Genomic DNA, 14009 nt, shown 5'->3' on the forward strand with positions numbered 1-14009 from the left:
GGTTATGGTGAGAAGTTTGCTGGGCATTGGAGAATGATTGTTCGTCAAGATAACCGGGCCATGAGGCCCGGTTGGTTGCTCAGTCAGATGGAGGCACTTTAGAACGTGCAGGCACCGAAGGTCCAGCCGTTGCGGCTAGCCTGTGTTGCGGCCTCGCTTTGCGAGCAAGCCTGAATGGTGCCGAACATGCCGCGTCCGCCGCCGGTAGGAATGCACACCTGGTAAGTCTGATAAGTGCGCCCGCCAGGACAAGGGCCGGTCGGCGTGGTTGGTGCCTGATTGTCCGGACCGACAATTACTTTGCTCCAAGGATTAATGAGGACGCCTGATTGTTCGCCCACGACGAGGGAGCCGTCGTCTTTAAGGACCACCGCGTAATTGGCGGAGGCAGGATGGCCTCCAGTCTCCGAATTCCATACCGCTACGTTGGCGGCGTTGTACTGCACGAAATTACCGTCCTGCTGCATATAAGTGCGAACACCGGTTTTGTACGAAGCCCACCGTGCGTTTGCAGCAACTGGGGTACCACGGTACAACACCAGATTCCCGTCAGATTGTTGCACCAACATGTATTTCCCGTTTGCAGACGTGATGTTTTCGTTGTAACCGAGTGACTGATTAGCATACAGCGCATTGGCCGCTGCGGCATTCTGGCTGACGAGCGCGGCTGCAGCCATCAAGACAGCGGACGTTAATTTTCGTAACATGAAATATCCTAAATAGTTTACGGATGAATATGTTAGCATTTTAAGAATCTTAAAAACTATCTAATTGTCACAGCGCAATGGTTAAATGCGAGTCAAATGGCGGCCCATTTCGAGACAACTGCGCAAGCTTCGTTAAATATATTTACATAGCCTGCTTGGCTTTGCGATGACGCGCACACAGGCCCAGGGCGGCCAGGCCGGCGCCCTTCATGGCGAACTGTGGCAGTTCCGGCACCGGACTGGAGATCGGGCCGCCAACGGTGTCGGAGGTGATCCTGAGGGTGTTAAGGTGGATCGTGCCGTAGCCGGAGTCTATGGTGTAATCGTTGATGACGTACAGCGCCAGCCGATCATAGGTGCCGCCGCCGCCGCAAAGGAGAAGTTCCAGACAGAATGTCGCAAACTCTGTATAATCTGCTTTTGCGCCTATAGGAATTGCTATGCGTCTTCTCCAAAAAGCACTCACGTTCGATGACGTGCTTCTCGTCCCAGCGTACTCGAATGTTCTGCCTGCCGATACGTCCCTCAAAACTCGTCTGACCCGCAATATCACATTGAACATTCCGCTGCTGTCGGCGGCGATGGACACCGTGACCGAAGGCCGTCTGGCGATCGCCATGGCGCAAGAGGGCGGCATCGGCATCATCCACAAGAACCTCAATCCGAAGGACCAGGCGCGGGAAGTGGCCAAGGTCAAGCGTTTCGAGGCCGGCGTGCTGCGCGATCCGATCACGATCCCGCCGACGATGAAAATCCGCGACGTCATCAAACTGACCGAGCAGTACGGCATCTCCGGCTTCCCGGTCGTGGAAGGCAAGGAAGTGGTCGGCATCATCACCAACCGCGACCTGCGCTTTGAACAGGAACTGGACGCCGAAGCGCGCGCCAAGATGACGCCGCGCGAAAAGCTGGTGTTCATCAAGGAAAGCGGCGACGGCGCCGACCGCGACGAAGCCAAGCGCCTGATGAACAAGCACCGCCTCGAGCGCGTGCTGGTCGTCAACGACGCCTTCGAACTGCGCGGCCTGATCACCGTCAAGGACATCCAGAAATCGACCGAGCACCCGCTGGCGTCGAAGGATACGCAGGGCAAACTGCTGGTCGGCGCCGCCGTCGGCGTCGGCGCCAAGGATGAGGAACGCATCGAGCTGCTGGTCGCCGCCGGCGTCGACGTGCTGGTGGTCGACACCGCCCACGGCCACTCGCAGGGCATCCTCGACCGCGTGAAATGGATCAAGACCAAGTTCCCGCACGTGGACGTCATCGGCGGCAATATCGCCACGGCCGCCGCCGCCAAGGCGCTGGTCGAATACGGCGCCGACGCGGTCAAGGTCGGCATCGGCCCCGGCTCGATCTGCACCACCCGCATCGTCGCCGGCGTCGGCGTGCCGCAGATCACCGCGATCAGCAACGTGGCCGAGGCGCTCGAAGGCACCGGCGTGCCGTGCATCGCCGACGGCGGCATCCGCTTCTCGGGCGACATCTCCAAGGCGCTGGCCGCCGGCGCGTCGACCGTGATGATGGGTTCGATGTTCGCGGGCACCGAAGAGGCGCCGGGCGAAGTGATCCTGTACCAGGGCCGCTCGTACAAATCGTATCGCGGCATGGGTTCGCTGGGCGCGATGTCGGACGGTTCTGCCGACCGCTACTTCCAGGACGCCACGATGAAGGCCGACAAGTTCGTGCCCGAAGGTATCGAAGGCCGTGTCGCCTACAAGGGCAGCGTGCTGGCGATCATCTTCCAGCTGGTCGGCGGCGTGCGTCAATCGATGGGTTACTGCGGCTGCGCCACCATCGACGAGCTGCGCAACAAAGCCGAGTTCGTCGAGATCACCTCGGCCGGCATGCGTGAATCGCACGTGCATGACGTGCAAATCACCAAGGAAGCGCCGAACTACCGTTCCGGCGACTAACTAGTCCTTGCAACGCCGGCTTCCAGAAGCCGGCGTTTTTCCATTCCAGACCACTTCTGTAGACATCCATGCATTCTAAAATCCTCATTCTCGATTTCGGCTCCCAAGTCACCCAGCTGATCGCTCGCCGCGTGCGCGACTCAGGCGTGTTCTCCGAGGTGTTCCCGTACGACGTCAGCGACGAGTTCGTGCGCAACTACGGCGCCGCCGGCGTGATCCTGTCGGGCAGCCACAACTCCACCTTGGACGGCGACTCGCCACGCGCGCCGCAGGCCGTGTTCGAGCTGGGCGTGCCGGTGCTGGGTATCTGCTACGGCATGCAGACGATGGCCGCGCAGCTGGGCGGTAAAGTGGAAAACGGCCTGGTGCGCGAATTCGGCTACGCCGAGGTGCGCGCCCGCAGCCACACCAAGCTGCTCGACGGCATCAACGACTTCGTCACCGACGAAGGCCACGGCATGCTGAAGGTGTGGATGAGCCACGGCGACAAGGTGCTGGAAATGCCGCCGGGCTTCGTCCTGATGGGCAATACGCCGAGCTGCCCGATCGCCGCCATGGCCAATGAAGAGAAACACTTCTACGGCGTGCAATGGCACCCGGAAGTGACCCACACGGTGCAGGGCAAGGCCATGCTGGGCCGCTTCGTGCACGAGATCTGCGGCTGCAAATCGGACTGGAACATGCCGGACTACATCTCCGAAGCGGTCGAGAAGATCCGCGCGCAGGTCGGCACGGACGAGGTCATCCTCGGCCTGTCCGGCGGCGTCGACTCGTCCGTGGCCGCCGCGCTGATCCACCGCGCCATCGGCGACCAGCTGACCTGCGTGTTCGTCGACCACGGCCTGCTGCGCCTGGACGAGGGCAAGATGGTCATGGACATGTTCGCCAAGAACCTGGGCGTGAAGGTCATCCGTATCGATGCCGAGGACCAGTTCATGGGCCACCTGGCCGGCGTCGCCGACCCCGAGCAAAAGCGCAAGATCATTGGCCGCGAGTTCGTTGAAGTGTTCCAGGTCGAGTCGGGCAAGCTGGTCAACGCCAAATGGCTGGCGCAGGGCACCATCTACCCAGACGTGATCGAATCGGCAGGCAAGGGCAAGAAGGGCCAGACCATCAAGAGCCACCACAACGTCGGCGGCTTGCCGGAGACGATGAAGCTCAAGCTGCTCGAACCGCTGCGCGAACTGTTCAAGGACGAAGTGCGCAAGCTGGGCGTCGCACTGGGCCTGCCGCATGACATGGTCTACCGCCACCCGTTCCCGGGTCCGGGCTTGGGTGTGCGCATCCTCGGCGAAGTGAAGAAGGAGTTCGCCGACCTGCTGCGCCGCGCCGACGCCATCTTCATCGAAGAGCTGCGCAACACGCCGTACGAGCCGGTGGTAGTTCCCGGCTTCGATCAGGACAGTGTGCCGACAAACTGGTACGAGGCGACCAGCCAGGCGTTCGCGGTGTTCCTGCCGGTCAAATCGGTGGGCGTGATGGGCGACGGCCGCACGTATGAATATGTCGTCGCGCTGCGCGCGGTGCAGACGCAGGACTTCATGACGGCGCACTGGGCGCACCTGCCGCACGCGCTGCTGGGCAAGGTGTCGAACCGCATCATCAACGAGGTTCGCGGGATCAACCGGGTGGTGTACGACATCTCGGGCAAGCCGCCGGCGACGATCGAGTGGGAATGACCTTTAGCTCGGCAGCCGCTGGCAGCGCCGGGTAAATGGACGAGACTAAGCCCCTGAATTTCAGGGGCTTTTTTTTCGCATTGTCTGAAGCGACTGGATCGAGATCCCGGTCAGGCTTATTTCTGCGCTGCCACCGCGTCGAGGATCAGCTGCGCAATTTCCGCCGGATGCGAAATCATCGACACGTGGCCGCTGGCCACTTCGATCGTGTGGGCGCCCATGCGCTTTGCCAGGAAGCGCTGCAGGTCCGAATTGGTGGTGCGATCCTGCGTCGAGACGGCATACCACGTCGGCTTGGTATGCCATGCGGCCACGGTGGTGCGGGCGGTACCCAGCGACTCCGCCGCACGGCCTTGCACGGCGTACAACGCGCGCGCTTTGATGACCGGAACATCGTTGGCGAAATCGCGTAGGAACGCTTCTTCACTCACTTGCACGAAGCCGCCGGATTTCTCGAGACCCTTACCGATCGGCGTGGCGGGGAATTTTGCTGCGAGCGCGCCATAATCTTCCCCCGCGTCGGGGGCCCGGGCAGCCACGTAGACGAGTGCAGCCACTTTCGGATCGGTACCGACCTGGCTGATCACCGTGCCTGCATAGGAATGGCCGACCAGGACGGTGGGCCCATCCTGCAGGGCCAGGACGCGCTGTACGGCGGCGACGTCGTCATCGAGCGACGTCAATGGATTCTGTACCGAAGTGACATGCAGGCCGGCGGCCTGAAGGTGCGGAATGACTTCGCTCCAGCTCGAACCGTCGGCATACAGGCCGTGGACCAGCACGACGTTGCGAACCGGTGCAGCCTGGGCGGCGCCGGCTAAAAGCAGGGTGGCCGCGAAGGCGATGGTGGACATTTTCATGGAAACTCTTTCAGTGGATGGGGTGATTGCCATGATGCGCTACCGTGGATGACATCAGCATGACGCGAAAATGACGAAAATGTAATGCTGGGAAAATCGCGGGGTACTGCCCCGTCTCATGGCGGCACATGGATGAAGCAGCGGTTGGCGCGGTGCTGGCTGATGCCGCAAGTGCAGTCGCTGGAAGCACGATGCAGCTTGGCGTCTCCGCGCAAACCTCGCGCGCCGTGCCGACGAGATGGATGTGCGACGGGCGATGGGCGCGACGTCGCCAACCTGTTGTTGATCGAGGGCCTCGTCACGGCTTGGCGAGCTGCGGCATCGTGCTGGCGACCGGCGTCACTGTTCTGGCGCGCATGCAGTCCATCATCTCAAATGACACGATGGTAATCATCGCGTCAGCTTGCCGAGGGAAGCCAAAGCGCATCATGGCACTACACCCAGCTCGCCGGACGCAAACGAAGAGTACGCCATCGTGTTGGCACGCTACGCCGCGCCGCCGCCAGTACGGGCGTGGAGAAGTCCGGTGACAGCGCCGTAGTTTGAAGCAGATCCACGCGCGGGCAGCGGGTGCTCCTCGCCCGGAACCAGATAGAGGGCAGTCAGTCGGCCGACCCCTGGCTCAGCCATGGCCTTGCGCCAAGCGCTCCCACGATCCAGTCGGCGAACGCCCGTGTCTTGGCTGGAACCAATCGTGCGGATGGATGCACCAGCCAGACCGTCTCATTGTTCTCCACGGGATGATCGGGCAGCACCGGCACCAGCCGGCCACTGCGTAGCTCCGGGCCCGCCAGCCAGTCGGACACCATTGCGATGCCCGTCCCGAAAACGGCCGCTTGTACGAGGCTTTGCGCATCGTCCGTGACCAGTGGGCCTGCGATCCGAATCGCCGTCGGCTTGTCACCGTCGCGCAGGTGCCAAAGAGGGTGCGACGCCAGACGGGAGAACCCCAGGCAGGCGTGCCGGCCAAGATCGGCTGGCCGGGAAGGCGTACCGTGCGCTTGCAGATACGAGGGAGAAGCGCAGAGCATGCGCCGCGATGGCGTCAGCCTGCGTGCGACTAACCTGCTGTCGCTCAATGGTCCGATGCGGACAGCCACATCGAAGGACTCCGCCACCAGATCGACATAGCGATCCTCGAAAGCCGTTTCCACGACCAGATCGGGATAGGTCGCCAGAAAGGCAGGAAGGATAGGCGCAACCCACATGCGGCCGAAGGTTGCGGGCAGGGCGATACGCAGCGTGCCGCGCACGCCGACCGCTGCCGCCGCAGTGTCCTGCTCTATGTCCTGCAAGGCGTGTACGGCGCCGCGCATGCGCTGGTGAAAGGCTTCGCCCGCTTCCGTCAATGCCAGCCTTCGCGTGGTGCGCTCCATAAGGCGTACACCCAGGCGCTTTTCCAGTGCCGTGACACGTCGCGAGAGGATGGAGCCATCGCGCCCCAGCGCTTGGCCGGCGGCGGTAAATCCGCCATGCTCGACGGCGGCCAGAAAAGCCGTGATTTGCTCAAACTCGGTACCGTTCATATCTGCATTATTTGCATAAGTTAATTGTATTAAATCTATATTATCACTTTCAGGTGAAGCAATTAAGCTGTAGGGCAATCGTCAAGCCCTCGGTTCGATGCGCATCCGGCGCAGCCGGAAGGGTGCGTTGGAGCTGAAATGAGCAAGACACATGCGCCGGTCGCGACCGGTGACCGGCATAAGGTACTGGCGGCGATCTGCGTCTCCGCGATCATCATCCCGCTGGTGTTCACTGGCCCTGCGATATCGACGCCGGCGGTCGGGCGCGACTTGGGTGGGGATCAGTCCACCTTGAGCTGGATCGTGAACGCGTATGCCATCGCATTCGGCGGTTGCGTCATGGCGGCGGGCGCCATCGGCGACCAGATCGGCCGCAAGCGCTGCTTCGTGGCGGGGCTTTGGATCTTCGTCGCCACCTCACTGCTGATCGGCTTGACCCCGGACCTGTTGCTGCTCAATTTGTTGCGCGCCGCCGAAGGCCTCGGCGGCGCCCTGGTCCTGACTTCGGCCACCTCGTTGCTTGCCCAGGAGTTCGAGGGCGAAGAACGCACTCGGGCCTTCAGCTTCCTGGGCACCGCGTTCGGCGTTGGTCTTGCGTTCGGTCCGATGGCCTCTGGGTTTTTGATCGAGCACCTGGGCTGGCGGTCGCTTTACTTCGCCATCGCACTGATCGCCGTCTTGATCCTGCTGCTGGGTACGCGGCGTATCAAGGAGTCCCATGATCCGCAGGCGCAAGGCATCGACTGGCCGGGCACCGTGCTGTTCACGGCCGCACTGGTGTCGCTGACGTTCTGCATCGTGCGCGGGCCGCAAGACGGCTGGGCGAGCCTGCGCGTGCTGTCTTTGCTGGGCGGCACGGTTTTGCTGCTAGGTGCCTTCGTCGCCGTTGAGTTACGGCGACCGCGTCCCATGCTGGAACTCTCCCTGTTCCGCTATCCACGCTTCATTGGGGTGCAGTTGCTGCCCGTAGCGACCGGGTTCAGCTTTATCGCCCTGATTGTCTATGTGCCGATCTGGTTCATGGTCATTCAGGGACGCGATGCGTTCACGGCCGGCCTTGCGATCCTCCCGCTGACCGCACCGATGTTGGTAGTGCCGCTGCTGGCCGGGCGGATGGCCCGACATGTCTCACCCGGCCTGCTGTCGGGCGTCGGGTTCCTCATCTCCGCACTCGGCGCCTGGCTGTTGATGCGCTTGTCTCCTGACGGGAGCTTGTGGGCGATGGCGATCCCAATGTCGCTGATCGGCATCGGCAATGGCTTGCCGTGGGGCTTGATGGATGCCTTGTCGGTCAGCGTGGTTCCCAAGGAGCGCGCGGGCATGGCCGCCGGTATTTTCACCACCATGCGCGTGGCAGGAGAAGCTATCGCCATTGCGGCCATCGGCGCCGTGCTGATCGGCTTGACGTCGGCAAATCTGCGGGTAGCGGCGTCGGCCGATTCGTTGTCCCTACCGCAAAGCGCTACGACGATTGCCAACCAAATCGGAGCCAACGCCGAACACGGTTCTTCTGCTGGCGCCGCCAGCGCGATGGACGGGGCGGTCATCGAACTTGCACATCGTGCCTACACCTCGGCTTTCCACAGCATCTTTGCCGTGTTGGCCGTGCTCTCGGCTCTGACCGCCGTGATCTGTGTCGTAACGTTGCGGCAGTCATCCGATCCGCAAGGCGCAGCCTCGGAGTCTTGAGGCTGGACAATGGGCGAATCAGCAAGAAGAACCGTAGAAATAAAAAAAAGCCCATGAAATTCATGGGTTTTTTTGACCGCTCAGTTTCGGCCTGCCGGAAGTTGCAGGCGCAGGCGGCGGTTCAGGTTGAGCGCCTTGATGTCGGCACCGAACGTTTCCTCGATCAGGCGTGCTTTGAGTCCGGTAACCTCCGCTTCTCTCAAGGCCCGTTCGAGGACGGGGCGATAGCGGGCGGCCGATGCGTTCAGATAGAAAATGAAGTCGGCTTGATACGCCAATAGCAAATGCTGTTCCACCACTAATTCGGGATGTGAGCGTGCCTCTTCCAACACCTCTATGACGCCGCGCGGAAGATAGTCGACGTGGCGGTTTCCCGCAGCGACCATCGCGTAGATCGTACGCCACGGAGCGGCGTGCTCGTACAGCGGCAAACCCGACGCCTTCCACACCTTGGCGTCGTGCCAGCCGGCACCCAGTCCCGCGATGAGTCCGGTGCGCTTCAAATCGCCGACGGATCGCACCTGCGCAAAGGCTTCGGTATCGGCCCGCCGTACTAAAAACACGCGCTGGCCGATCAACCCATTGGTCAAGGCGTTACGCACTGGAACGAGCTGCTCGCTGCTATCCTTTTCCTTCGATTGCATGCCGTAAAACAGATTGATATCACCTCTATCCAGCATCCACCACATGCGGCGGGCGGGAATATCCTTTACGTATTGAATATGATAGGGTTGCCGAATCAACTTCAGTGATTCCTCCAGCAGGCGGATGAAGTAGGCGGCACGTCCATCCGACACCACCGCGATGCGTAATTCGAGCGGCTCAACGCCCGGCGCCGTTACGGGCGCCGACGTCGATGAGGCCGATATACAGAGGGTGCACGCGGCAAGAAAAATAGATCGTAGCGTCAGGATCATTTTCGCGGCGCCGGCGAAAAGTCGGGAGGATCGCCTTTCAGCAATTTGCCATCCGCTGCGCGAGCATAACGGGCAAAGAACTGCCACATGATCTCATCATCGGCGAGCCAGGTATGGCCGCCTCCTTCGGTGATATAGGCGGTCACCACGGCGCCGTCCCGGCACCCATCGTAGAGCTCCTGGTACACGTTTGCCGAGACCCGTCGAGTGACAGGGGGAGCTTGGCAGCGATTGAGCGCCGCCCACCGCATTTCAGCGGCATGCATGGAATACTGCCAGTATTTTGAACCACCGCCGCCAATCGGGTTGGTCGTATCGCTGTCCCCGGCAAACCCCAGGATGGGAACCGCCGATTCAGGCTGGCAGCTATCCGGGTCGGGTTGCAGCGGGTCCGACTTGAGCGGCGCGCCCGCGCGCAGTCCGACCACCGGCGCGATGGCGGCGAAACGGTTGGGCGCAACGCATCCCAGCCAGCTCGCCATGCGTCCCCCACCGGAGAAGCCTGTAACGTAGACGCGGCCACGGTCGACCAGCCCTTGTTCGGCGAGCAAATCCAGGATGGACAGCAGATATTTGACGTCATCCCTGGCGTCCGGGCCGGGAGCCATGCCGCCGGTTGTCACCACGCCCGGTATATTCCACGCGTATCCTTGGGCGAGCCGAATCGCGCCGGTAGGTGCCGCGATGATGAAACCGTACTTGTCGGCCAGGGCTTTCAAGCTGGAGCCGCCGAGTATGGATGTTCCGTCGCCCGAGCTCCCGTGCAGCAAGAACACCAGCGGGGCTGGCGCTCCGGGTTTGACCGCCTCGGGACGATACATGGCGAATGGGGGCGCGCCGGGCACATCGAATTGGCGTACGACCTGTTGGACCTCGCGCGCTTCCGCTTTCGACAAACCGCCCGCGAGCATGAGCGCGGCAATCCCTGCGGCGATAAACGCGTGGGTCGTGGACGGGCGGTTGGCAGCGGTCATTCGGTATCTCCAGGTTCGGTCGAGAAAGTTCGCACATGCGCGCAATTGTAGTCGGAATACACACCAGCCCACACCGCTTCACACGGTATGGCATTGCGAAGATCTGCCCTAACCAGGCGAGGGCCAGGTCCAGCCGCTGATGTGAGCCGCTTGCTCGTTCGTTCATCGCCGCAATACAATAGGCCGGCCGGGATGACCACTCGCGCCCGCCAAACACCTCTACAAGGACGTCATGACGAATATCGATCAACGCCGCCGCACTGTATGCATGGGACTGCTGGGTGGTCTCGCCGGTTTGTCCATCGCGGGAGGCGCTAGGGCGCTACCGACTGTCGATGCGGCGACCAAGGTCTTCCGGTTGGATGGGGGCGCGGTCACGTACGCCTTCGGCGTCAATCCGGACGGCCGCCTGCAAACCCTGTATTGGGGGATTGCCTTGGCGCTCGATGACAAGCTGCCGGCGCCTGTCCCTGTCCCGGATAACTCCAGCAACGAGATGTCGATCACCGTCACGCCGTTCGAGTTTCCGGGCTACGGCGGCGGGCTGACGGTGGAGCCGGCGCTCAAGGTGACCTTTCCGGATGGCGTGCGCGACCTCGATCTGCGCTATGTCGATCATCAACTGAACGGCGACCAACTGGTGGTCCGGCTCAAGGACGTGGGCCGCGCCGTCCATGTCACGCTCACCTATGCGATGGACGCCGCCACCGGCATCCTCTCGCGCACCGCCACGGTGGAGAACCGGACCAGCGGCCCGATCCAGATCGACCAGCTGGCTGCCGCCAGCGTGAACCTGCCCTATAGCGACGACTACCAGCTGTCCTACCTGACCGGGCGCTGGGCGGGCGAGTTCGCATTGCAAACCCGTCCGGTGACGCCCGGTGCCACGGTGATCGAAAGCCGCAAGGGCATGACGTCGCATCAGGCCAATCCCTGGATTGCGATCAGCCGGGGTGCGACCGAGGAGGAGTCCGGTCCGGTATGGTTCGGGGCGCTGGGTTGGAGCGGCTCGTGGCGCATTAGCGTGGACATTGATTCCCTTGGAGGACTGCGCGCGACGGCGGGGTACAACCCTTTCGATTTCGCCTATCGCTTGAAACCGGGCGAACGCCTGGTCTCGCCGGCGTTTCATGCCGGGTATTCCGGCGTCGGCTTCGGCGGGGCGTCGCGCTTGTTCCACCGCTACCAGCGCACACGGATACTGCCGGGCGCCCCCACGCCGCGCCAGCGTCCGGTTCTCTACAATTCGTGGGAGGCGACCGAATTCGCCGTCGACGAGGCAGGGCAGATGACCCTGGCCGAGAAGGCCGCCAGCATCGGCGTCGAGCGCTTTGTCGTCGACGACGGCTGGTTCGGCGCGCGCAACGATTCACGCGCCGGCCTGGGCGATTGGGTGGTCAACCGCAAGAAGTTTCCGAACGGACTAGCGCCGCTGATCCAGCGCGTCAACGACCTCGGCATGGAGTTCGGGCTGTGGGTCGAGCCGGAGATGGTCAATCCGGACAGCGACCTGTATCGCGCGCACCCGGACTGGGTCATCCACTTCCCCGAGCGGGCGCGCTCGCCAGCGCGCGATCAACTGGTCCTCAATCTGGCGCGCAAGGATGTCTATGACTACCTGCTGCGGGTATTGGACCAGCTGCTCGTCTCCAACAACATCGCGTTTCTCAAGTGGGACCACAACCGCGCGTGGTCCGAGCCCGGCTGGCCGGACGTCGCGCCGGCCGATCAGCAGCGGCTGTATGTCGCGTACGTGGATAACCTGTACAAGCTGCTGGCCGAGCTGCGCCGGCGCCACCCGCGCCTTGAAATCGAATCCTGCGCCAGCGGCGGCGGCCGCGTCGATCTGGGCATCATGCGGCTGACCGATCAGGTCTGGGTGTCCGACAACACCGATCCCTATGACCGGCTGCTGATCCAGGATGGCTTCAGCCAGGCGTACGCGCCGGCCATCATGATGGCGTGGGTGACCGACGCGCCGAACTTCGTCAACAAGCGCGTCACCTCGCTGGAGTATCGTTTCCTGTCTTCCATGCAGGGGGCGCTCGGGATCGGCGCCAATCTCAACCATTGGAATGCGGACGACTTCGCCAAGGCGAAACAACTCGTCGCGGCGTACAAGACGATCCGGATGACCGTCCAGCAGGGCGAGTTGTACCGGCTGGTGTCGCCGCGTGGCGGGTCGGCCCGCTCGGCCACCTTGTCGGTGTCGCAGGATGGCAGGCAAGCCGTGCTCTTCGCCTTCCTCCACTCGGGGTCGCGGCGCGACGCGCCAACGCGCATCCAGCTGCGCGGACTCGATCCGGCGAAGGTGTACACCATGCGCATCATTTCGGGCGGTGTCATGCCGGACACGCCGAAACAGGCCAGTGGCGCGTTCTGGATGGGACATGGCGTGAGAGTCGACCTGCGCGGCGATTTCCAGGCCGCCGCCGTTGTTTTCGAGGCCGGCTGATCGGGGCCGACCATACAAAAATTCCATGTTCCACTGACGCTTTTCAATTCTCATGGCACAAGGTAGGTGGCACCGACAGCCATGAGGATTTCCATGTTTCAGGCGTTACACAAAACCACGCTGGCGTTGGCCGACATCATTCTGACAATCAGTACCGTTCCAGCCAGTGCGCGTAAGGCGCCGGCAGGGTCCACGAGGCGCGGTCGACGCCGAGTTCCTTGGCTGCGAAATAGGCCCAGTGTGGATTTGCCAAGTGCGCTCTGCCGACCATGACCAGGTCTAGCTGTTGGTCGCGTACGACTTGCTCGGCGATGGACGGCGTGCCGAAGCCCCATGCCGACGACACCGGCACATCGGCTTCACGGCGCACCCGTTCGGCGATCGGCCCGAGGAAGGCCGGCCCCCACGGAATCGAGGTCTGCGGAATCGTGAAACCGACGCTGACGCTGATCATGTCCATGCCGGCCGCCTTGAACTGGCGCACCAGCTCTATCGAATCGAGCAAGGTCTGTTCGTCGCGGCCGTCGTATTCGATCACGCCGAAACGCACCGTCAGCGGCAAGTGCTCCGGCCACACCTCACGCACGGCCTTGAGCGTCTCGAGCAGGAAGCGGGCGCGGTTTTCGACGCTGCCGCCGTAGATGTCGTCGCGCTGGTTGGAATGCTCCGAAAAGAAACTCTGGGCCAGATAGCCGTGGGCGAAATGCAGCTCCAGCCATTCGAAACCGGCCTCCACGGCGCGGCGCGCCGTGTCGACAAAGTTCTGGCGCACGCGGGCGATATCGTCGAGCGTCATCGCCCGGGGCGTGCGCGGCAGGTTGGCGCCGAACGCGATGGCCGATGGCGCGATCGTTTGCCAGCCGCGCGCGTCGCCTTCGGCGATGTGGTCGTCGCCTTCCCACGGCCGGTTGGCGCTGGCCTTGCGGCCGGCGTGGGCGATCTGGATGCCCGGCACCGCGCCGGCGGCCTTGATGGCGCGCACGATGGGCACGAACGCCTGCGTCTGTTCATTGTTCCACAAGCCGGTGCAGCCGGGCGTAATGCGTCCCTCCGGCGCGACGGCGGTCGCCTCGACGATCACCAGGCCGGCGCCGCCGCGCGCGACGCTGGCGTAATGCGACAGGTGCCAGTCGTTGGGCAGGCCGTCGATGGCCGAATACTGGCACATCGGTGGTACCGCGATGCGGTTGCGCAGGGTGACGTCCTTAACGGTGAGCGGCTGGAAGAGGGCGGACATGGATTTCCTTTGTATAAGAGCTAGCGAGAGATGGTGTACGGTAGTTCGAAAA

General features: G+C 62.7%; 12 protein-coding genes. 4 read left to right on the forward strand and 8 right to left on the reverse strand.

The window, feature by feature from the left end; all coding sequences use genetic code 11:
- Positions 1–98 precede the first annotated feature (98 nt).
- A complete protein-coding gene (locus MRBLMU1_RS03175; RefSeq protein ID WP_363496897.1) occupies positions 99–707 on the reverse strand; it encodes a hypothetical protein in 609 nt (202 codons plus the stop codon).
- 142 nt (positions 708–849) lie between these two features.
- Positions 850–1173: a hypothetical protein gene (locus tag MRBLMU1_RS03180; RefSeq protein ID WP_363496900.1), complete on the reverse strand. Its 324-nt coding sequence runs from the start codon at positions 1171–1173 to the stop codon at positions 850–852.
- Between MRBLMU1_RS03180 and guaB the strand changes: the two genes are divergently transcribed.
- Together guaB and guaA are read left to right on the forward strand one after the other, a co-directional pair.
- The gene (guaB, locus tag MRBLMU1_RS03185; RefSeq protein WP_363496903.1) at positions 1148–2620 is read left to right on the forward strand and encodes an IMP dehydrogenase; all 1473 of its coding nucleotides are present in this window, start codon (positions 1148–1150) and stop codon (positions 2618–2620) included. The genes MRBLMU1_RS03180 and guaB overlap by 26 nt on opposite strands.
- Before the next feature lie 68 nt (positions 2621–2688).
- Entirely contained in the window at positions 2689–4299 is a 1611-nt protein-coding gene (guaA, locus tag MRBLMU1_RS03190; protein WP_363496906.1) for a glutamine-hydrolyzing GMP synthase, read from the forward strand.
- A gap of 116 nt (positions 4300–4415) precedes the next feature.
- Here guaA and MRBLMU1_RS03195 read toward each other — a convergent pair whose 3' ends face one another.
- From MRBLMU1_RS03195 to MRBLMU1_RS03205, 3 genes are all read right to left on the reverse strand, one after another.
- Positions 4416–5159: an alpha/beta fold hydrolase gene (locus MRBLMU1_RS03195; protein WP_363496909.1), complete on the reverse strand. Its 744-nt coding sequence runs from the start codon at positions 5157–5159 to the stop codon at positions 4416–4418.
- A 298-nt stretch (positions 5160–5457) separates the two neighbouring features.
- Positions 5458–5589 (reverse strand): hypothetical protein, encoded by a 132-nt coding sequence (locus MRBLMU1_RS03200; protein WP_363496912.1) that lies wholly within the window; start codon positions 5587–5589, stop codon positions 5458–5460.
- Between the two features lie 172 nt (positions 5590–5761).
- Positions 5762–6685, reverse strand: a complete 924-nt coding sequence (locus MRBLMU1_RS03205) for a LysR family transcriptional regulator (RefSeq protein ID WP_363496914.1) — start codon at positions 6683–6685, stop codon at positions 5762–5764.
- A gap of 138 nt (positions 6686–6823) precedes the next feature.
- Here MRBLMU1_RS03205 and MRBLMU1_RS03210 point away from each other — a divergent pair, with 138 nt between their 5' ends.
- Positions 6824–8374 carry an MFS transporter gene (locus MRBLMU1_RS03210; RefSeq protein WP_363496917.1) on the forward strand — a complete coding sequence of 517 codons (1551 nt, stop codon included), beginning with the start codon at positions 6824–6826 and terminating at the stop codon, positions 8372–8374.
- Between the two features lie 80 nt (positions 8375–8454).
- On the opposite strand, the gene MRBLMU1_RS03215 is transcribed toward MRBLMU1_RS03210, so the two are convergent.
- Positions 8455–9291 carry a hypothetical protein gene (locus MRBLMU1_RS03215; protein ID WP_363496920.1) on the reverse strand — a complete coding sequence of 279 codons (837 nt, stop codon included), beginning with the start codon at positions 9289–9291 and terminating at the stop codon, positions 8455–8457.
- Positions 9288–10265: an alpha/beta hydrolase family esterase gene (locus MRBLMU1_RS03220; protein WP_363496923.1), complete on the reverse strand. Its 978-nt coding sequence runs from the start codon at positions 10263–10265 to the stop codon at positions 9288–9290. The genes MRBLMU1_RS03215 and MRBLMU1_RS03220 overlap by 4 nt, the downstream gene beginning before the upstream one ends.
- Before the next feature lie 232 nt (positions 10266–10497).
- Between MRBLMU1_RS03220 and MRBLMU1_RS03225 the strand changes: the two genes are divergently transcribed.
- Positions 10498–12720, forward strand: a complete 2223-nt coding sequence (locus tag MRBLMU1_RS03225) for an alpha-galactosidase (RefSeq protein WP_363496926.1) — start codon at positions 10498–10500, stop codon at positions 12718–12720.
- A 148-nt stretch (positions 12721–12868) separates the two neighbouring features.
- Here MRBLMU1_RS03225 and MRBLMU1_RS03230 read toward each other — a convergent pair whose 3' ends face one another.
- On the reverse strand, positions 12869–13957 hold the full coding sequence (locus tag MRBLMU1_RS03230; protein ID WP_363496929.1) for an NADH:flavin oxidoreductase/NADH oxidase: 1089 nt from the start codon (positions 13955–13957) through the stop codon (positions 12869–12871).
- Between the last annotated feature and the right edge of the window lie 52 nt (positions 13958–14009).

The sequence above is a fragment of the Burkholderia sp. LMU1-1-1.1 genome, from assembly GCF_040675865.1.
GTDB lineage: Bacteria > Pseudomonadota > Gammaproteobacteria > Burkholderiales > Burkholderiaceae_D > Rugamonas.